Origin of the sequence: Pseudoxanthomonas winnipegensis (assembly GCF_030322905.1) — a bacterium.
Lineage (GTDB): Bacteria > Pseudomonadota > Gammaproteobacteria > Xanthomonadales > Xanthomonadaceae > Pseudoxanthomonas_A > Pseudoxanthomonas_A winnipegensis.
This window is the reverse complement of record NZ_CP095475.1, coordinates 3,755,643-3,773,612: the sequence shown is the minus strand read 5'-3', so window position 1 is coordinate 3,773,612 and position 17,970 is coordinate 3,755,643. Positions and strand designations below refer to the sequence as shown.

Here is a 17,970-nt window from a genome sequence, read left to right as displayed (position 1 = left end):
GCCTGGGCGACCGCGCGCGCCCATCGTCGTTCCCGCGAAGGCGGGAATCCTGCGCCTTCGGCCTGGTGCGTGTTCCCGCGCCTGCGCTCTGTTTCCCGGCGGCCTACACGCGAATCGATGGCAGGCCCTAGAATCCCCTCACTCATCCGAGCGGGGCGGTGCGATGGTCGAGGGCTGGGGTTTGTTCGTGCTGGGCCTGGTGCTGCTGGCGCTGGGCGGCGACACGCTGGTCAAGGGCGTGTCGGGCATCGCGCAGCGGGCCGGGCTGTCGCCGTTCACCGCCGGGCTGTTGCTGCTGGCCTTCGGCACCTCGCTGCCGGAGCTGTTCGTCAACGGCGCGGCGCTGCTGCGCGGCACGCCGTCGCTGGCGCTGGGCAATGCGGTCGGCAGCAATCTGGTCAATCTGGGCCTGACCCTGCCGCTGGCGGCCCTGTTCGCCAGTGTGCAGGTGCGCCTGCGCCTGCTCACCCCGCTGCTGTGGGTACTGGTGATCGCCTCGCTGCTGGTGATGGTGTTCGGCTTGGACGGGCGCCTGAACCGGCTCGAGGGCGGCCTGCTGCTGCTCGGCTTCGTGCTGGTCGTGGTGAAGGTGATCGTGCGCGGGCGCGCCGAGGCGCCCGAGGTGCGCGCGCCGGTGGAGGCCTACGCCGCCACCCGCACCGTGACCTGGCTCAACCTGCTGCGGCTGCTGATCGGCGTGGTGCTGCTGGGCTACGGCGCGCGCGATGTGGTGGTCTCGATGGGCACCCTGGCCCCGGCGCTGGGCCTGACCCCGCTGATGGCCGGCCTGCTGCCGGTGGCCATCGGCACGGCGCTGCCGGAGATCGCCGCGGCCATCGCCGCCGCGCGCCGCGGGCAGGGCGACATGGTGCTGGGCCACGTGATCGGCTCCAGCGTGTGCAATCTGCTGCTGGTGGTGGGCGGCATGGCGCTGATCGCGCCGCTGGCGCTGCCGGCCTCGTTCGTGAAGCTGGAGCTGCCCGCGGCCATCGTCCTGTCCATCGTGCTAGTGCCGATGCTGCGCGGCGATGCGCGCGTCAGCCGCGGCGAGGCGGCCGTGCTGCTGCTGGCCTTCTGCGCCTGGGTGGCGCTGGAACTGGCCTGGCTGCGCTGATCAGCGCGGCGCGTCCTCTTTGTCCTGCGGCGCTTGGGGCCGGGTGACCTGCGGCGAGATCCGCGTGTCCTTCGGCGGCACCGGCCGGGCATGGGTCATCAGCGACAGCGCCGCCTTGCTCATCAGGTGCGCGCTGATCGGCGCGGTGATGAACAGGAACGCGGTGATCAGCAGCTCGCGCGGCTGCGGGTCCTGGCCCAGCACCAGGTGATAGCCGACCGAGGCGATCAGCACGCAGCCCACGCCCAGCGTGCTGCCCAGCGTCGGCGCATGCACGCGCCGGAAGAAGTCCGACAGCCGCACCAGGCCCAGCGCGCCGATCAGGATGAAGGCCGTGCCGGCGATCAGCACCAGCGCCAGCAGCACGCGGAAGAGGTCGATCATTCGAACACGTCCCGGCGCAGCACGAACTTGCACAGCACCACCGTGCTGCTGAAGCCCAGCATCGCCACCACCAGCGCCGCCTCGAAGTAGACCGGGCTGTCCAGATGCATGCCCAGCAGCATCAGCGCCGCGATGAAGGTCACCGACAGCGTGTCCAGCGCCAGGATGCGGTCGGCCACCGTGGGCCCGCGCAGCAGGCGCCACAGGCACAGCAGCGCGGACACGCCGATGGCCACCAGGCAGGCCACGATGGTGTGCTCGAAGAACAGATGTGCGGTCATGGAAAGATCTCCATCAGCGGTTTTTCGTAGCGGGTCTTGATGTTGTCGATCGCTTCCTGCGCGCTGCGCATGTCCAGCATGTGGACGAGCAGATAGCGGCGGTCGTCAGTCAGCGCGGCCGAGACCGTGCCGGGGGTCAGGGTGATCATGCTGGTCAGCGCGGCGATGCCGTGCAGGTTCTGGATGTCCAGCGGGATCCAGATGAAGCCCGGATGCAGTCGGCGCTCGGGGCCCAGCACCTGCATGGCGACGATCACGTTGGAGCGCAGGATGTCCCAGGCCACCACGCACAGCATGCGCGGCACCGGCCGCAGCGAACCGATGCGCGCGTACTCGCGGTCCAGGCGCGCGGCGAAGCGCGGGATCAGCCAGCCCAGCAGCAGGGCCAGCGCGAACTGGGCCGCGCTGTAGCTGTCGGTCATCAGCAGCCAGAACGCGATCACGCACAGGCTCAGCGGCCAGGACGGGGTCAGCCAGCGCAGCAGACGCGCGCCCATCACGGCGCCCTCAGCACGGACGGCGCCGCGCGCAGCTGGTCGGTATAGCCGGCCGCGTCCAGCAGCTGTTGGCCGGTCGCGTCGGTGTAGCGCATCAGCGGCGCGGCGAAGGCCGTCATCGCCACGCCGAAGGCCAGCAGCAACACCGTGGCCCAGGTCTCCTGCGGACGGGCGCGGGCGGGCACGGGCTGTTCGCATTCGGCCTGCTCCACCTGCGCGGGCAGGCGCCAGAACAGGCGCACGCCGGCGCGGCTGAGGCCGATGATCACCAGCAGGCTGGAGAGCAGCACCACGCTCCACACCAGCGGCGTCTGCGCCGGCGGCACCGCCGAGAGCAGCGCGGCCTTGGCCAGAAAGCCCGACAGCGGCGGCAGGCCCGCGGCCGAGACCGCGGCGATCAGGAACAGCGTGCCCGGCACCGCGCGTCCGGGCAGGGCGGCGATGATCGACTTGTCGTCGCCGGCCGTGCCGCGACGGCGGCGGATCAGGTCGGCGATCAGGAACAGCGCGGCCGCCACGAAGGTGCTGTGCGCCAGGTAGTACAGCCCCGCGCCGAGGGTCTGCGCCTGGCCCAGGGCGAAGGCCACGAACAGCGTGGCCGCCGACCAGATCACCAGATAGCCGATCATCAGCCGCAGCCGTGCCGAGCCCAGCACGCCCAGCGCGGCCACCAGCAGCGTGCCGGCGCCCAGCCACAGCAGCGCGGGGCGGGCGAAGCCGGCCAGCAGCCCGGCCTGCGCGCCCAGCAGCAGGGTGCTGACCCGCAGCACCGCGTACAGGCCGACCTTGGTCATCACCGCGAACAGCGCCGCCACCGCCGCCGGCGCGCGCGCATAGGTCTCCGGCAGCCACAGGTACAGCGGCAGCAGCGCGGCCTTGGCGCAGAACACCACCAGCAGCAGGCCGAAGGCGGCCTTGACCAGCCCGGCCTGCGCCGGCGGCACCTGGCCGATGCGCGCGGAGAGCTCGGCCATGTTGAGCGAACCCAGCAGCCCGTAGATCAGCCCCAGCGCGATCAGGAACACCGCCGAGGCGGCGACGTTGAAGGCCACGTAGTGGAACGCGCCGCGCAGGCGCAGCCCGCGCCCGCCGCTGGCCAGCAGGCCGTAGCTGGCGCTCAGCATCACCTCGAAGAACACGAACAGATTGAACACATCGCCGGTCAGGAAGGCGCCGTTGAGCCCCATCAGCTGCAGCTGGAAGAAGGCGTGGAAATGCGGCGCGCGCCGGTCCCAGCCGCCGCAGGCGTGCAGCAGGCAGGCCACGCCTAGCAGCCAGGTCACCGCCAGCATCCAGCCCGATAGCCGGTCGGCCATCAGCGCGATGCCCAGCCGCGCCGGCCAGTCGCCGAGCAGGTAGGCGACCACCTCGCCGTCGGCCACGCGCGCGACTACGGCCGCCACCGCCACGCCCTGCAGTGCCAGCATCCCCCACGCCGCCCAGCGCCGCGCCGCCCAGCCGAAGCGCCGGTGTTCGAGGAACAGCGCCAGCGCCGCGCCCAGCAGCGGCAGCACGATCGGCCACAGCAACAGATGGCTCATGCGCCCGGCTCCCGCGGCGGCGCGGCCGGCGGCTCGGGCGCGGCGTCATGCGCATCGACATGATCGCTGTGGTTGTCGGCGCGGCTGCGCATGGCCAGCACCAGGCTGACCGCGGTCATGGCGAAGGCGATCACGATCGCGGTCAGTACGAGCGCCTGCGGCAGCGGATCGGTGTAGTGCGCCAGGTCGGCCGGCTGGCCGTCCACCAGCACAGGTGGCTGGCCCGGCCGCAGCCGCCCGCCGGCGAAGATCAGCAGGTTGGTGGCATAGGACAGCAGGGTCAGGCCCAGGATCACATCGAAGGTGCGCGCGCGCAGCATCAGCCAGATGCCGGCGGCGGCGAGGATGCCGATGGCGCTGGCCAGGGCGAGTTCCATCAGGCGCGGCCTCCGGTGCTGGGCGAGCGGCGGTCCGGGTCCAGCGGCTTGCGCTGGGCGCGGCGGCGGCTCGAGCCGCGGATGGTGCCCAGCATCGAGAGCATCAGCATCGCCCCGCCGAACACCACCAGATACACGCCGGTGTCGAAGCCCAGCGCACTGGCCAGCGGCACCTGCCCGATCAGCGGCAGCTCCAGGTCCAGGTGGCCGCTGGTGAGGAAGGGCACGCCGAACAGCAGCGACGCCAGCCCGCTCAGCACCGCCAGCACCAGGCCGAGCCCGATCAGGCGGATGTAGTCGAAGCCGAAGCGCGACTCGACCGAGGCCGCGCCCTGGATGACGTACTGCATCAGCAGTGGCACGGCCAGCACCAGTCCGGCGATGAAGCCGCCGCCGGGCGCGTTGTGGCCGCGCAGGAACAGGAAGATCGACACGGTCAGGATCAGCGGGAACAGGATCTGGGTCAGGTCGGCCGGCACCGGCAGCTGCACCGGGTCGCCGGCGATCAGGCGCTCGGGCGCCATGCGCGCGCGACGCAGGCAGGCATGCACCACCAGCGCGGCGATGGCGAACACGGTGATCTCGCCGAAGGTGTCGAAGCCGCGGAAGTCGACCAGCGTCACGTTGACCACGTTGCGGCCGTAGGCCTCCGGCAGGGCGCGCGTCAGCAGCTCGCCGGCGACGGTGTCCGCGGGCCGGGTCATCATCGCGTAGGCCAGCACCGCCAGGCCCGCGCCCGCCGCGCAGGCGATCAGCGCATCGCGCCACTTGCGCCAGCGGGACGCTTCGGGCGGGCTGGTCTCCGGCAGGTAGTTCAGCGCCAGCATCATCAGCACCAGGGTCACCATCTCCACCAGCAGCTGGGTCAGGGCCAGGTCCGGCGCCGACAGCAGCACGAAGGTCAGGCTGATCATCAGCCCCGCCGCGCTCAGCACGATCGCCGCCAGCAGGCGCTGGCGATGCAGGCGCACCGCGCCGAGCGCGGCGGCGATCATCACCACCCACACCAGCGCGCCCAGCAGCGGCAGCGGCTGCACCCCGGCCAGCGACAGCGCCAGGCCGTCGCGCCGCAGCGGCACCGCGGCCGCGGCGATGGCCACCAGCACCAGCATCAGCAGGCTGCGCTGCAGGCTGTTGTTGGCCAGGCGCGTGCTGATGCGGTTGCCGGCGACGAACAGCAGCTCCAGATGCCGCTTGAACAGGTCGCGCCCGATCGCCCGGGTCACCACCGCGTGCAGATCCAGCAACCGCGCCAGCCCCAGGTACAGCGCCACGCCGCCGACCACGCCGGCCAGGCTCATCGCCAGCGGCCAGTTCAGGCCGTGCCACACCGCCAGGCTGTAGTCGGGCGTGGCCGGGCCCAGGATGGCGTAGACGCCGGCGTGCAGCAGCCGCGCCACGGTCAGCGCCGGGAAGATGCCCACCGCCACGCACAGCACCACCAGCACCTCGACGGGGATCTTCATCCAGCGCGGCGGCTCGTGCGGGGTGACTTCGAGGTCGCGCGGACCGTCGCCGAAGAAGGTCTCGTAGACGAAGCGCAGGCTGTAGGCCACGCCCAGCACACCGGCCAGCAGCGCGGCCACGCCGGTGAACACGCGCATCGGCGCCGGCGCCGGGGTCTCCAGCGCCGCGGCGAAGAACATTTCCTTGGACAGAAAGCCGTTGAGCAGCGGGATGCCAGCCATCGACAGCGAGGCCACGATCGCCAGCGTGCTGGTGAAGGGCATCAGCCGGCGCAGCCCGCCCAGCCGGCGGATGTCGCGCGTGCCGGTCTCGTGGTCGATGATGCCAGCGGCCATGAACAACGAGGCCTTGAACACCGCATGGTTGAGGATGTGGAACACGCCGGCCACCACCGCCAATGGCGTGGACAGGCCGAACAGCATCGTGATCAGGCCCAGGTGCGAGATGGTCGAATACGCCAGCAGGCCCTTCAGATCGTGCTGGAAGATCGCATACCACGCGCCCAGCAGCAGGGTGACCGCGCCGATGGTGCTGACCGTGTAGAAGAACAGGTCCGTCCCCGCCAGCGCCGGGTGCAGGCGCGCCAGCAGGAACACGCCGGCCTTCACCATCGTGGCCGAATGCAGATAGGCCGAGACCGGCGTTGGCGCGGCCATGGCCTGCGGCAGCCAGAAGTGGAACGGGAACTGCGCGCTCTTGGTCAGGATGCCGCCCAGCACCAGGAACAGCGCCCACGGATACAGCGCACTGGCGCGCAGCGTGTCGCCGGCGCCCAGCACCGTGTCCAGGTCGAAGCTGCCGACGATGCGGCCGATCAGCAGCACGCCGCCCAGCAGCGCCAGGCCGCCACCGCCGGTCACCACCAGCGCCATGCGCGCGCCTTCGCGTGCGTCCTTGCGATGCGTCCAGAAGCCGATCAGCAGGAACGAGGTCAGGCTGGTCAGCTCCCAGAACACGCACAGCAGCAACAGGTTGCCGGACACCACCACGCCCAGCATCGCGCCCATGAACAGCAGCAGGAAGGCCAGGAAACGCGGCACCGAGTCGCGCTCGCTGAGGTAGTAGCGCGCATACATCACCACCAGAGCGCCGATGGCCAGCACCAGCAGCGCGAACATCCAGGCGAAGCCGTCCACGCGCAGCGTGAACTCCAGGCCGATGCGCGGCAGCCAGGCGTGCCGGTCGTGCAGCACCTGCCCAGCGAGGATGGCCGGTGTCATCGCCGCCAGCAGCGCCAGACCGCCCAGCGGCGCCAGCGCGGCCAGCCACGCCAGCGCCGTGCGCGGCAGGCGATGGGCCGCGGCCACGATCGCCGCCATGACGAAGGGCAGGGCGAGCAGGGGAAGAAGGAGGTGGGGCATGCAGGGAATGCAGCCATTCGCGAGCAGGCCATCACGATAACAGCGGCGGCGTGAGCGGGCCGCTGACTGTCGGGTCATCGTGGTCAGCCAGGACCTGCGATCGATCCCCGGGCAGGTGGCGTTGGTGCCGCAAGGCCGTCAGGTTTGCGTCGCGTCGCCTAGGCCTGAATGGTCGTCAGAGTGCCGCCCCTCGCGAAGGCGGGGTCAAGCCGCGCGGGGAGAAGAGGGGGGCTTGCAGCGCCAACCCGAAGAGCCGCCCTTGCGGCGCGCTCTGCAGGGGACCGACAGGCCCTCGCGTCGCGGGAGTGCGCGCGGCGACGCGGATGCGTCGTGCTGGCCTATCCTGTGCGGATGACTGCGTCTGTCGCTGCCGCCGTGTCGTCTTCCCCCGCCCGCGTCGCTCTGGTGCTGGGCGGCAGCGGCCAGATCGGCCAGGCGCTGCTGGTCCGGCTGGTCGCGCGCGGCTGGTCGGTGCTGGCGGTCTCGCGCCACGGGCAGCCGGCGCGCGAGCGCGTGCAGTGGCTGGCCGGCGACCTGGCGACGATGCCCGCACTGCCCGACCGGGTCGATGCGATCTTCAGCGCCGGGCCGCTGGACCACTTCGCGCGCTGGTATGCCGGCAGCGCGCTGGTCGCGCCGCGCGTGGTGGCCTTCGGTTCGACCAGCCTGGGCACCAAGCAGACTTCCGTCGACGCGCATGAGCGCGACCTGGCCGCGCGCCTGCGCGATGCCGAGGCCGCGGTGTTCGCCGCGGCCGCCGCGCGCGGCGCGCAGGCCACCCTGCTGCGGCCCACGCTGGTCTACGGCGCCGGCCGCGATGCCTCGCTGACCCGGATCGCGGCGCTGGCGCGGCAGCTGCGCTGCTTCCCGCTGCCGCGCGGCGCCACCGGCGGCCTGCGCCAGCCGGTGCACGTGGACGATCTGGCCGATGCGGCGCTGGCCGCCTGCGATGCCGTGGCCAGCGCCGGCCAGGCCTACGCGCTGCCGGGCGGCGAGACGCTGACCTATCGCGAGATGGTGGCGCGCACGCTGGCGGCGATGTCACCGCCGCCGCGGCTGCTGGAACTGCCGCCGCCGCTGTTCGCCCTGGCGGTGCGCACGGCGCAGGCGCTGGGCGTGGCGCGTTCGCTCAACCCCGCCGCGGTGGCGCGCATGCGCCAGGACCTGGTGTTCGACGCCGCGCCCGCACGGCGGGACTTCGGCTATGCGCCGCGCGGCTTCGCGCCGACCGCGGCGATGCTGGGTCAGTAGCGCCAGCCCATCTTCCGGTAGAACTTGGCCAGTACCCAGATCGGGCCGATCAGCAGGTAGGACAGGTCGGTGAGGAAGCTGGGCTTGCGGCCCTCGATCTTGTGGCCGACGAACTGCGCGATCCACGCCACCACGAACACGCTCGCCGCGCTCCACAGCAGCACCTCGGTGCCCGCGCGCTGGCTGATCAGCCGGCACACGCAGCCCATGGTGAAGAACACCACGAACATCCCGTAGCCGATCGACCGCGAGAGCCGGTTGTAATACATCCACGCGCAGAACATCGCCAGGCCCGCCCACACCCCGCCGCGGAACCAGGTGGCCTGCACCGGGATGCACCACAGCAGCGCGATCACCGACCACAGGATTGCCGGCACCGCGACGACGTGGATGGCCTGGTTGGTGAGATTGCGGTGGTCTTGCGAGTAGTTCGCGAACCACCGATCGATCGGGCGTTGCGCGTCGACGTGCTGCATCGGGTCCCTCCCAGGAAGACCGACAGCATAGCCCGCCGCCCGCCGCCGCACCCAGCGGGCGGCATGCTGCGCCGCGAAATCGACGCGAACGCAAACAGAAGCGCCGCGCCTTCCTACGAAAGCGCGGCGCTTTGGCCCCTCCCCTTGCGCAGCAGGGGGAGGTTGGGAGGGGGTTGCCTCAGCTACGCGCGGCCCCAACCGAACGCCGCCTTGCCAACCCCGCCAACCATCACCGCTGCATCGCCACCACCGGCGTCGGCTCGACGACCGGAGCCGCCCGCTGCTGCGCCAGCAACTGCTGACTGCTGTGCTCGAAGCTCGGCGGCTGCGCCAGATCGACCGTGGCGCGGAAGCCCGGCGTGGTGCCCACGACATAAGCCTTGCCGTCCTGCACCGCCACCCCGCCGACCTTCTCCGGCGTATCGATGCCGTGCTGCTTGGCCTGCACGGTGATATGCGCGGCCAGCTCGTTCGAATAAGGCGCCGGCACCTGGGCACGGATGGCCGTGTACAGCCGATGGTCCGGATGCGAGGCCTGGTCCAGCCCCGGTGTCGCGATCGCCGGTCGTGCCGCCAGCGCCCGGCGGGTGTCAGGCCCGACCTCGCCATCCACCGCGATCCCGTGCGTGCGCTGCAGCCGCTCCACCGCCGCCCGCGTATGCGTGCCGAACTTGCCGTCCTCGGCCAAGCGCCGCCCGTGCTCGTCCCGCACGCCCAACGTGTTGAGCTGTTGCTGCAGGGCGCGCACGTTCGGGCCGTGGTCGCCGTGCTGGAGCACCTCGGCGCCGGCGCCACGATGCGATGCCGCGGTCGAGGTCGGCGCGGACGTGGTCTGTGCCGACGCATGGCGATCCCAGAACGTCTGGGGGCTGATCAGATGGCCCTGCGGATCGCGCAACTGGTAGTGCACGTGCTGGGCATATTGACCGGCGCCTTCGGGTCCGCGCCCGCCCATCGTGCCGATCGGATCGCCGGCGCGCACGACCTGGCCTTCCTTCACCGAGCGCGAATCCAGATGCAGGATCTCGTGCGAGTTGCCCTGCGCGTCGCGGATCTTCACCGTGCCGTACTGGCCGCCGGAGAAGGTCACCGTGCCGTCTATGGGCGAATGGACGGTCGGATGCCGCAGGTTGCGGCCGGCCTGGCCGCCCTCGTAGTTGAAGTCGGTGCCGCCATGCGGCCCCTTGCCACGATGCTCGCCGAAGTTGCCCGTGATGTGGGGGTCTTGACCGCCCTGGCCCGGCAGCATGCGCTCCATCGTCTGCTGGAAGCCGCCGTGGCCTTGCGCGTGGGAGGCGGGCGAGGGCGTCGCATGCGTCGGTGCGTGTCCCTGGGTCTGGGTCTGCGACAGGCGCTGTTCGACGAAGCGCTCGTAACGGTCCAGGTAGGGCGCCACCTCGCGCTGGGACAGGCCAAGACCGCCGTAGTCCTTGCTGGGGCCGTCGTGGTGGTACTTGTAGATGTAGTCCTCACCGTGGCCGCGGCTGCGCGCCAGGTCCCGATTGTCGATGAAGTGCTGCACCAGCGCCTGCGACTGGGTCCGCACGTCGAAGCGGTTGGCGTTGTTGAGCCCGTACTGGCCACCGGTGCGGTCGATGAACTGGCCAAGGCCGGACGCGGAGGTGGTCCCCGCGGCCGCATCCGGGTTGAAGCCGGATTCGACCCGGGCGATGGCCAGCACATAGGCCGTCTCGCGCGATGACAGCCCGGCCTCACGCGAGGCGTCGATCAGGTTGTCGATCACCCTGGACTGGGTCTGCGGGGTGGCATCGCCCCATCGGCGCGACTCGCCGTGCAGACGGCCATCGCCGGCGTCGATGGGCTCGCGGTAGTGGCTCCAGGGTTTGATCCTGTCGCTGCGATAGGCGGCCCCGCGGGGCTGCACCATTTCGGTGTAGATCGTGTCGTCGGTCATGTCGTGCGTTCCTTTCTATGAGACGGATTCTTCCTTGGGAGGGGTACTGCTCCATGTACTGCGTACTGCGTTGGCCACGCGCCGCCGGATGGCGGTGCGTGAGCTTTCCTTAGCTCAGGACGGGTAGGGCACCACCTCCGGGTGCTTGAGTCCCAGCTCCTCGAGCTTGTGTTGGTATTCGTCGTTGTTCGGGCTCTGCTGGCCGTCTTCCTCATGCAGCGGCGGAGTCGCGTGATTCAGCAGCCGGCCCTGGGCGTCGTAGAGGAAGAACCACTCGCAGAACTCGCAGCCATAAGGCAGTTCGCCGTATTGCACGACGAAGTAGGCGCCGCCCTTGCCGTCTTCGGCGCAGCCCAGGCCCACCGCGGTGTAGTCGCTCATCTGGGGGGGCGCGGCCAGGGTCTGGCGTTGCCCGTCGCGTTCCAGCTCGACCTGGGTCTTGGTGGAGGCGGCGCCGTCCTGGCGAGGCAACGCGTCCAGGTGCAGGCGTGCGCCTGGGCATTCCTTGATCATGCCGTTCTGTCCTTGTGCGGCCGCTTCGGTCGAAGCGGGAGAGGGTGAGGGAGCCGAAGCCTGTACCGGCGTGTCGGCGGTCTGATCCGTGGAAGGCGTCTTGCCGCCGCAGGCGGCCAGCACCAGGGTGAGGCCCAAGGCGGGCAGGATGGAGCGGGCGGGGCGCATCAGGTCACCTCCTTGGCAGTGCGAGTCACGGGAAGGCAGGCCATACGGTCAGCGGCGTCCGGCATGCGGGTCGAACTGTTCGAAGCCCGGCGGGCCGATCTCCTCTGCCATGGCGCGTCCGAGCGATTCATCGACTCAAAGCGACTGGTCGTCCACCTTCACCAGGGTCCAGCAGGGCCGCTGGGCGAAGTAATAGACCTGCTGGTCGCCGCTGTCCGGCGTGCGCACCAGCACCTTGCGTCCGCCGGCCTCGTCGGAGACCACGACCTCGCGTCCGCCGTTGCGGGCCGCCTCCAGGTTGGGAATCACCGGCCATTCGACCTCGGCCAGCGGGACCTGGCGGGTCACCGGCGCAGGTTCGGGCTGGGCGTTCGGATCGAGCTGGATCATCGTCAACGGATCGGCCGTGGCCTTTTCCTGGACCGCGATGTCGGCGCTGAAGCGCTGTACGAAGTGGTCGAAGTCCGCGTCGGGGCAGGTGGCCGGGGCCGCGGCGGATGCGGCTGGCGCAGCGGGGACAGGCGCGGCAGCAGGGGCGGGCGCCTGCGGCTTGCAGGCGGCGAGCGCCAGCATCAGCGCGGACACGTGCACGAGCGTGCGGGTGAAGACCACTGGATCCTCCTGATCGCAAACAAGGCGCCCCGGGCAGGGCGCTTCATCGGGCCGGAGGATACCCGGCGTCTGCGGCCAGGTTTGTGAAGCGCACCCCGCGTTGCGCGCGGGGTGCTTGGCGCCGTTCAGTCCAGGCGGATGTCGGCCAGCTTGAGCAGGGCCTCGGCGTAGCGGGCGCGGGTGCGCTCGATCACTTCCGGCGGCAGCACCGGGCCCGGCGCGGTCTTGCCCCAGTCCAGCGTCTCCAGGTAGTCGCGCACGATCTGCTTGTCGTAGCTGGGCGGGCTGAGGCCGACCTGGTACTCGTCGGCCGGCCAGTAGCGCGAGGAATCCGGCGTCAGCATCTCGTCCATGATGTACAGGCGGCCGTCGGCATCGGTGCCGAACTCGAACTTGGTGTCGGCCAGCAGGATGCCGCGCGAGGCGGCGTATTCGGCGGCGAAGCTGTAGATGCGCAGGGTCGCATCGCGCACGCGCTCGGCCAGGTCGCCGCCGACGGTCTTGACCATGGCGTCGAAGTCGATGTTCTCGTCGTGGTCGCCGACCGCGGCCTTGGTCGAGGGGGTGAAGATCGGCTCGCGCAGCTTCTGCGCCTGCTGCAGGCCGTCGGGCAGCTCGATGCCGCTGATCTTGCCGGTGCGCTGGTAGTCCTTCCAGCCGCTGCCGATCAGATAGCCGCGGGCGATGGCCTCCACCGGCACCGGCTTGAGCTTGCGCGTGACCACCGCGCGGCGCGCGTACAGCGCCGGGTCCACGCCCTCGGGCAGGACGTCGGCGACCTCGATGCCGGTCAGGTGGTTGGGCATCAGGTGGGCGGTCTTGTCGAACCAGAAGTTGGAGATCTGGCACAGCATCTCGCCCTTGCCGGGGATCGGGTCGGGCAGGACCACGTCGAAGGCGGAGAGGCGGTCGGTGGCGACGATCAGCAGATAGTCGCCGGGCGCGGCGTTGGCCGGCAGGCGTTCGCGTGGGATGTCGAAGACGTCGCGGACCTTGCCGCGATGGCGCAGGGTCAGACCGGGCAGATCGGCTTGCAACAGCGTGGTGGGCACACAGCACTCCTGGCGTGAGGCGAAAGGCGCTCGAAACCCCGCTCGCTGCGTGTGCCGGCGCGCCGGTTAAGGCGGCGGCGGGCCGCGTAGTGTACGCGCCTGCGCGCAAAGCGACAGGTGCCCAGGGCCCATCATCGATCCCCGGGCAGGCCGCGTTGGCGCCGCCCTGCGGCGCCAACCCGAAGGGCCGCCCTTGCGCGCACCCGGAGACTGCGTCATTGCTCGGTCGTGGACGGACCTCCACTCCTCCCGCTTGCTTGCCCCGGGCACGCGCAAGGACGGCGCCCCCCACCCGGGGATCGATGACGGGCCCTGGGCCGCCTACCGTAAAATGCCGCTTCCCTCCCCACCGCAGGCCCGACCTCCCGATGAATCGCTGGTACGGAAAACTGCTGGGCGGCATCGCCGGCGCGCTGCTGTTCCGCCCCAATCCGGTGTTCGGCGCCCTGGTGGGACTGCTGCTGGGCCATGCCTTCGACCGGGACTGGTTCCAGCTGTCGCGGGACAATCCGTACCGCGCCTTCGACCTGACCCGCGACGCCAGCGATGCGGAAGTCGACCAGGCCTATCGCCGCCTGATCTCCCAGTACCACCCCGACCGCCTGGCCGGCGCCGCGCCCGAGCTGCGCGCCCGCGCCGAGGCCCGCGCGCGCGAGCTCAACGCCGCCTACGACCGCATCAAGACGCTGCGCCGCAAGCGCGCCGCCTGACCTCCTTCCTCTTCCGGCAGACCGCCATGTCCAACTGCATCATTTCCCCGTCCATCCTGTCGGCCGACTTCGCCCGGCTTGGCGCCGAGGTCGACGCCGTGCTCGCCGCCGGCGCCGACTGGATCCATTTCGACGTGATGGACAACCACTACGTGCCCAACCTGACCATCGGCCCGATGGTGTGCGAGGCGCTGCGCAAGTACGGGGTGACCGCGCCGATCGACGTGCACCTGATGGTCGAGCCGGTGGACCGCGTCGTGCCGGACTTCGCCAAGGCCGGCGCCAGCCACATCAGCTTCCACCCCGAGGCCAGCCGCCACGTGCACCGCACGATCCAGCTGATCAAGTCGCACGGCTGCACCGCCGGCGTGGTGCTCAATCCGGCCACCTCGCTGGACGTGCTGGACTGGGTGCTGGACGAGGTGGACCTGGTGCTGCTGATGTCAGTCAACCCGGGCTTCGGCGGGCAGGCCTTCATTCCCTCGGCGCTGGACAAGCTGCGCGCGGTGCGCGAGCGCATCGACGCCAGCGGCCGCAGGATCCATCTGGAGATCGACGGCGGGGTGAAGGTGGACAACATCGGCCAGATCGCCGCCGCCGGCGCCGATACCTTCGTCGCCGGCTCGGCGATCTTCAACGCCCCGGACTATGCGCAGGTGATCTCGCAGATGCGCGCGGCCGTGGCGGGGGCGAAGTGAGCCTGTCCATCCGCAGCGCCACGCGCGAAGACATCCCGCTGATCCTGGAGCTGATCCGCGCGCTGGCCGAGTACGAGCGCGAGCCGCACGCGGTCCAGGCCACCGAGGCCGACCTGGGGCGCACGCTGTTCGACGCGGGCGCCACCGCCTACTGCGTGCTCTGCGAGCAGGACGGCGTGGCGCTGGGCTTTGCGGTGTACTTCTTCAACTACTCCACCTGGAAGGGGCGCAATGGCCTCTATCTGGAGGACCTGTTCGTGCGGCCGCAGGCGCGCGGCCAGGGCGCCGGCCTGGCCCTGCTGCGCCACCTGGCGCGGCTGGCGGTGGAGAAGGACTGCGGGCGCTTCGAGTGGTCGGTGCTGGACTGGAACCAGCCGGCGATCGATTTCTACCGCGCCGTGGGCGCGCGGCCGATGGACGAATGGACCATCTATCGCCTGGATGGCCAGGCGCTGACCGACTTCGCACAGGGCTAGGGGCGCACCATGTTCAATCTGCTCAAGGCCACGATGCTGGCGATCGCCGCGCTGCCGCTGGCCGCGGTGGCGGCGCCCGCGTCGGTGGATCTGCTGGTCGGTTCGTATACCGACAGCGGCTCGCCAGGGCTGTATGCCTACCGCTTCGATACCGGCAGCGGCCGGCTGGACGCGCAGCCCTGGCAGACGCTGCGCCTGGACAACCCGTCCTGGCTGGTGCTCGCGCCCGATCAGACGCGCGTGTACGCCGTCAGCGAGAACGGGCCGGGCGCGCGCGACACGGTCGGCCGCGCCGGGATGCTGGCCCTGGACGCGCAGCATCGGCTGACGCTGCAGGGCCAGGTCTCCACGCTCGGCGACCATCCCACCCACGCCAGCCTGACGCCGGACGGGCGCTATCTGCTGGTGGCCAACTACTCGGTCGACACGCATCCGGGCGGGTCACTGGCGGTCCTGCCGATCGATGCGCAGGGCCGGCTGCAGCCGGTCACCCAGCTGCTGACCTACCAGGCCAGTCACGTGGACCCCGAGCGCCAGCGCTCGTCGCATGTGCACTGGGTCGGGTTCTCGCCCGACGGCGCGACCGCCTATGCCTCCGACCTGGGCGGCGATCGCGTGTACGCCTACCGCTATGCGCCGCAGGCCAACGCCGAACGGCCGCTGCAGCCCGCGCCCACCCCGTTCCTGGCGCTGCCGCCTGGCAGCGGGCCGCGGCACCTGACCTTCGACGCCAGCGGCCGGCACGCCTACCTGACCCTGGAGATGGCCGGGCAGGTGGCGGTGCTGGACGTCGACGCGCAGGGCGCGCTGCGGCTGCGCGAGGTGGTGAACCTGTTCGCGCCCGGCTTCACCGGCGGCAACGGCGGCGGCGCGCTGCACCTGTCGGCGGATGGGCGCTTCCTGTACGCGATCAATCGCGGTGGCGACGATCATCTGGCCGTGTTCGCGGTCGGCGCCGATGGCGGCCTGACGCTGATCCAGCGCCGCGCCACCGTGGGCCAGCAGGCGCGCGAGTTTGCCATCGATCCGTCCGGGCGCTTCCTGCTGATCGCCGTGCAGGGCGCCAACCGGATCGTGGTGCTGGCGCGCGACCCGCACACCGGCAAGCTCGGCAAGACGCTGCAGGCGGTGGAAGTGGCGGCGCCGTCGGACCTGAAGTTCCTGCGGCCGTAGAGCGGAGCTTGTGGCAATCCCCTCTTGGGGACTCCGCTGGGGCTTTCCCACAAACCTTCCACCGGGGCCTCCCGCGACCCGGACGAAGGGCAGCGGAGTCCCCAAGAGGGATTGCCACGAGCTCCGCTCTACAGGAGGGCCGCGGCGGGATGTGAGGAGGCAGTTGCTCCCGCAAACCGGAGATGCCGCCCTATGGCGGCACACAAAAAAAGAACCGCGTCGAGTCGCCCCGGCGCGGTTCCCGCGAAGACTGGAGGCTGATCCTGCCTCCCTCCGTCGTCCCTGCTATGGCCTTCCACGCTACGTGTCTTATCTGACGGGAACATGACAGCCGCAGGCCGCGGCGACTGCTAGCCTGCGCCACCCCACGTCCGTTGCCCTCCCCATGTCCCAGCCGCGCTGGTGTCTGATCCTCAACGGCAAGGCCGCCGGCAACGATGCGGTGCGCGCCGCGGTGACGCAGGCGCGCGAGCGCGGCGCGCGGCTGGACGTGCGCGTGACCTGGGAGAGTGGCGATGCCGAGCGCTACGTCACCGAGGCCATCGCCGACGGCGTGGACACGGTGATCGCCGGCGGCGGCGACGGCACGCTCAGCGAGGTCGCCACCACCCTGGCCCATCGCGACGAGGGCGCCGACGCGCTGCCCGCGCTGGCCCTGCTGCCGCTGGGCACGGCCAACGACTTCGCCACCGCGGCCGAGCTGCCGCTGGAGCCGCAGGCCGCGCTGGCGCTGATCGCCGCGGCGCCGGCGCGTCCCATCGACCTGCTGCGCGTCACCGCGGACCACGGCCCGCACTGGTGCGCCAACATGGCCACCGGCGGCTTCGGTACCCAGGTCACGGTGGAGACCGACGAGGCGATGAAGCGCGTGCTCGGCGGCCTGGCCTATGTGGTCACCGGCCTGTCGCGACTGGGCCGGGTCGAGCCGATGCGGGCGCGCTTCCGCGGGCCCGACTTCGCCTGGGAAGTCAGCTTCATCGCGCTGGGGCTGGGCAACGGCCGCCAGGCCGGCGGCGGCCAGGCGCTGTGCCCGGACGCGCTGGTCGACGACGGCCTGCTGGAGTTGACCATCGTCCCCGAGCTGACCGGCGCCTTCGCCGCCACGCTGGGCACGCTGATCACCGGCGGCAAGCGCGCCGCGCTGGAGCAGGCCGCCGTGCGCGCGCGCCTGCCGTGGGTGGAGATCGACGTGGCCGAGCCGATCACGCTCAACCTGGACGGCGAACCGGAGACCTCGCGCCACTTCCGCGTGGACTGCGTGCCCGGCCGCCTGCGCATGCACCTGCCCGACGGCTGCCCGCTGCTGCTGACTGCAGGTGCGTGACAGGCATCGGGCGAGTTAGGGCGCCAGCCACCGTAGCCCAAGGCCCATGATCCCCAGCAGGAAGAAAAAGAGAAGAATCCAGGTAGCCCCACGATAGCGCGCCCAAAGAGCCTCACGTGTGGAGATCTCAGCGAGAACTTGTGCACGCTTATCGATGAGTGGTTTGGCAGAACGCATCTGCTCGTCCGCCGATAGCAACTGGCTGGCCGCATTCTGGAAATTGCCGTCGATTTGATGCTTCAGATCAGAATCAAGACGTTCAAGTTCAGGAAGAGAAACGTCCGCGAGGCCATCTGACGCCCCAAGATTCTTAAGGAGGAGATCGCGGATTCGCATTAACACCCTAACGCCTATTGGACTCCATTCCCGGAGCGTCGCGCGGATGTTCGGCTGAAGAAGAACGGGGCGTCAAGCCGTTCTTGCACCTTCTCGTGCCGGGCTTTTCTGATCGCGATACTTGGTTGCTGATGGTTCTTTGACTACCTGCGAAATATGGCCGAACCGGCGGTGTCTCAGTTGCGATATTGGAAGCAAGGGCGAAACAATCGGACAGTTGGCCTGAGCACCTCCTGGGTGGACG

19 protein-coding genes are annotated in these 17,970 nt (G+C 70.6%); 7 read left to right on the top strand and 12 right to left on the bottom strand.

Annotated features, from left to right (window positions below; all coding sequences use genetic code 11):
- Positions 1-163 precede the first annotated feature (163 nt).
- A complete protein-coding gene (locus tag MWN52_RS16605) occupies positions 164-1,114 on the top strand; it encodes a sodium:calcium antiporter (RefSeq protein ID WP_286575577.1) in 951 nt (316 codons plus the stop codon).
- On the opposite strand, the gene MWN52_RS16600 is transcribed toward MWN52_RS16605, so the two are convergent.
- From MWN52_RS16600 to MWN52_RS16575, 6 genes are read right to left on the bottom strand one after another with little or no spacing between them, the layout of a single operon-like run.
- Positions 1,115-1,498, bottom strand: a complete 384-nt coding sequence (locus tag MWN52_RS16600; RefSeq protein WP_286575576.1) for a Na+/H+ antiporter subunit G — start codon at positions 1,496-1,498, stop codon at positions 1,115-1,117.
- The gene (locus tag MWN52_RS16595) at positions 1,495-1,779 is read right to left on the bottom strand and encodes a K+/H+ antiporter subunit F (protein WP_130516400.1); all 285 of its coding nucleotides are present in this window, start codon (positions 1,777-1,779) and stop codon (positions 1,495-1,497) included. Before MWN52_RS16595 ends, MWN52_RS16600 begins: the two co-directional genes overlap by 4 nt.
- Positions 1,776-2,276, bottom strand: a complete 501-nt coding sequence (locus MWN52_RS16590) for a Na+/H+ antiporter subunit E (protein WP_286575575.1) — start codon at positions 2,274-2,276, stop codon at positions 1,776-1,778. The genes MWN52_RS16595 and MWN52_RS16590 overlap by 4 nt, the downstream gene beginning before the upstream one ends.
- Complete coding sequence (locus tag MWN52_RS16585) at positions 2,276-3,817, bottom strand: monovalent cation/H+ antiporter subunit D (RefSeq protein ID WP_286575574.1); 1,542 nt, start codon at positions 3,815-3,817, stop codon at positions 2,276-2,278. The genes MWN52_RS16590 and MWN52_RS16585 overlap by 1 nt, the downstream gene beginning before the upstream one ends.
- Positions 3,814-4,194, bottom strand: a complete 381-nt coding sequence (locus MWN52_RS16580) for a Na+/H+ antiporter subunit C (protein WP_130525040.1) — start codon at positions 4,192-4,194, stop codon at positions 3,814-3,816. The genes MWN52_RS16585 and MWN52_RS16580 overlap by 4 nt, the downstream gene beginning before the upstream one ends.
- Positions 4,194-7,022, bottom strand: coding sequence for a monovalent cation/H+ antiporter subunit A (locus MWN52_RS16575; protein WP_286575573.1), 2,829 nt, complete (start codon positions 7,020-7,022; stop codon positions 4,194-4,196). Before MWN52_RS16575 ends, MWN52_RS16580 begins: the two co-directional genes overlap by 1 nt.
- Before the next feature lie 351 nt (positions 7,023-7,373).
- Between MWN52_RS16575 and MWN52_RS16570 the strand changes: the two genes are divergently transcribed.
- On the top strand, positions 7,374-8,273 hold the full coding sequence (locus MWN52_RS16570) for an NAD-dependent epimerase/dehydratase family protein (RefSeq protein ID WP_286575572.1): 900 nt from the start codon (positions 7,374-7,376) through the stop codon (positions 8,271-8,273).
- Here MWN52_RS16570 and MWN52_RS16565 read toward each other — a convergent pair.
- From MWN52_RS16565 to MWN52_RS16545, 5 genes are all read right to left on the bottom strand, one after another.
- A complete protein-coding gene (locus tag MWN52_RS16565; RefSeq protein ID WP_130528149.1) occupies positions 8,267-8,749 on the bottom strand; it encodes an Mpo1 family 2-hydroxy fatty acid dioxygenase in 483 nt (160 codons plus the stop codon). The two genes, MWN52_RS16570 and MWN52_RS16565, sit on opposite strands and share 7 nt — an antisense overlap.
- Positions 8,750-8,978: 229 nt before the next feature.
- On the bottom strand, positions 8,979-10,664 hold the full coding sequence (locus MWN52_RS16560; protein ID WP_286575571.1) for a peptidoglycan-binding protein: 1,686 nt from the start codon (positions 10,662-10,664) through the stop codon (positions 8,979-8,981).
- 114 nt (positions 10,665-10,778) lie between these two features.
- Positions 10,779-11,345, bottom strand: coding sequence for a hypothetical protein (locus MWN52_RS16555; protein ID WP_286575570.1), 567 nt, complete (start codon positions 11,343-11,345; stop codon positions 10,779-10,781).
- Between the two features lie 135 nt (positions 11,346-11,480).
- Complete coding sequence (locus MWN52_RS16550; RefSeq protein ID WP_286577774.1) at positions 11,481-11,918, bottom strand: hypothetical protein; 438 nt, start codon at positions 11,916-11,918, stop codon at positions 11,481-11,483.
- Positions 11,919-12,082: 164 nt separating this feature from the next.
- Positions 12,083-13,009 (bottom strand): phosphoribosylaminoimidazolesuccinocarboxamide synthase, encoded by a 927-nt coding sequence (locus MWN52_RS16545; RefSeq protein ID WP_130525035.1) that lies wholly within the window; start codon positions 13,007-13,009, stop codon positions 12,083-12,085.
- Positions 13,010-13,377: 368 nt separating this feature from the next.
- Between MWN52_RS16545 and MWN52_RS16540 the strand changes: the two genes are divergently transcribed.
- From MWN52_RS16540 to yegS, 5 genes are all read left to right on the top strand, one after another.
- Positions 13,378-13,719, top strand: coding sequence for a J domain-containing protein (locus MWN52_RS16540; protein ID WP_130516420.1), 342 nt, complete (start codon positions 13,378-13,380; stop codon positions 13,717-13,719).
- Positions 13,720-13,745: 26 nt separating this feature from the next.
- Positions 13,746-14,417 (top strand): ribulose-phosphate 3-epimerase, encoded by a 672-nt coding sequence (gene rpe, locus MWN52_RS16535; RefSeq protein ID WP_130525034.1) that lies wholly within the window; start codon positions 13,746-13,748, stop codon positions 14,415-14,417.
- The gene (locus MWN52_RS16530) at positions 14,414-14,893 is read left to right on the top strand and encodes a GNAT family N-acetyltransferase (protein WP_130528152.1); all 480 of its coding nucleotides are present in this window, start codon (positions 14,414-14,416) and stop codon (positions 14,891-14,893) included. Before rpe ends, MWN52_RS16530 begins: the two co-directional genes overlap by 4 nt.
- A gap of 9 nt (positions 14,894-14,902) precedes the next feature.
- Entirely contained in the window at positions 14,903-16,066 is a 1,164-nt protein-coding gene (locus tag MWN52_RS16525; RefSeq protein WP_286575569.1) for a lactonase family protein, read from the top strand.
- A gap of 385 nt (positions 16,067-16,451) precedes the next feature.
- Positions 16,452-17,390 (top strand): lipid kinase YegS, encoded by a 939-nt coding sequence (yegS, locus tag MWN52_RS16520; protein ID WP_286575568.1) that lies wholly within the window; start codon positions 16,452-16,454, stop codon positions 17,388-17,390.
- Positions 17,391-17,405: 15 nt separating this feature from the next.
- Here yegS and MWN52_RS16515 read toward each other — a convergent pair whose 3' ends face one another.
- The gene (locus MWN52_RS16515) at positions 17,406-17,726 is read right to left on the bottom strand and encodes a hypothetical protein (RefSeq protein WP_286575567.1); all 321 of its coding nucleotides are present in this window, start codon (positions 17,724-17,726) and stop codon (positions 17,406-17,408) included.
- Positions 17,727-17,970: the final 244 nt, after the last annotated feature.

Coding starts and splice junctions, on each gene's coding strand:
- MWN52_RS16605 (WP_286575577.1), top strand. CDS start 164: ATGGTCGAGGGCTGGGGTTTGTTCGTGCTGGGCCTGGTGCTGCTGGCG.
- MWN52_RS16600 (WP_286575576.1), bottom strand. CDS start 1,498: ATGATCGACCTCTTCCGCGTGCTGCTGGCGCTGGTGCTGATCGCCGGC.
- MWN52_RS16595 (WP_130516400.1), bottom strand. CDS start 1,779: ATGACCGCACATCTGTTCTTCGAGCACACCATCGTGGCCTGCCTGGTG.
- MWN52_RS16590 (WP_286575575.1), bottom strand. CDS start 2,276: ATGGGCGCGCGTCTGCTGCGCTGGCTGACCCCGTCCTGGCCGCTGAGC.
- MWN52_RS16585 (WP_286575574.1), bottom strand. CDS start 3,817: ATGAGCCATCTGTTGCTGTGGCCGATCGTGCTGCCGCTGCTGGGCGCG.
- MWN52_RS16580 (WP_130525040.1), bottom strand. CDS start 4,194: ATGGAACTCGCCCTGGCCAGCGCCATCGGCATCCTCGCCGCCGCCGGC.
- MWN52_RS16575 (WP_286575573.1), bottom strand. CDS start 7,022: ATGCCCCACCTCCTTCTTCCCCTGCTCGCCCTGCCCTTCGTCATGGCG.
- MWN52_RS16570 (WP_286575572.1), top strand. CDS start 7,374: ATGACTGCGTCTGTCGCTGCCGCCGTGTCGTCTTCCCCCGCCCGCGTC.
- MWN52_RS16565 (WP_130528149.1), bottom strand. CDS start 8,749: ATGCAGCACGTCGACGCGCAACGCCCGATCGATCGGTGGTTCGCGAAC.
- MWN52_RS16560 (WP_286575571.1), bottom strand. CDS start 10,664: ATGACCGACGACACGATCTACACCGAAATGGTGCAGCCCCGCGGGGCC.
- MWN52_RS16555 (WP_286575570.1), bottom strand. CDS start 11,345: ATGCGCCCCGCCCGCTCCATCCTGCCCGCCTTGGGCCTCACCCTGGTG.
- MWN52_RS16550 (WP_286577774.1), bottom strand. CDS start 11,918: ATGCTGGCGCTCGCCGCCTGCAAGCCGCAGGCGCCCGCCCCTGCTGCC.
- MWN52_RS16540 (WP_130516420.1), top strand. CDS start 13,378: ATGAATCGCTGGTACGGAAAACTGCTGGGCGGCATCGCCGGCGCGCTG.
- rpe (WP_130525034.1), top strand. CDS start 13,746: ATGTCCAACTGCATCATTTCCCCGTCCATCCTGTCGGCCGACTTCGCC.
- MWN52_RS16525 (WP_286575569.1), top strand. CDS start 14,903: ATGTTCAATCTGCTCAAGGCCACGATGCTGGCGATCGCCGCGCTGCCG.
- yegS (WP_286575568.1), top strand. CDS start 16,452: ATGTCCCAGCCGCGCTGGTGTCTGATCCTCAACGGCAAGGCCGCCGGC.
- MWN52_RS16515 (WP_286575567.1), bottom strand. CDS start 17,726: ATGCGAATCCGCGATCTCCTCCTTAAGAATCTTGGGGCGTCAGATGGC.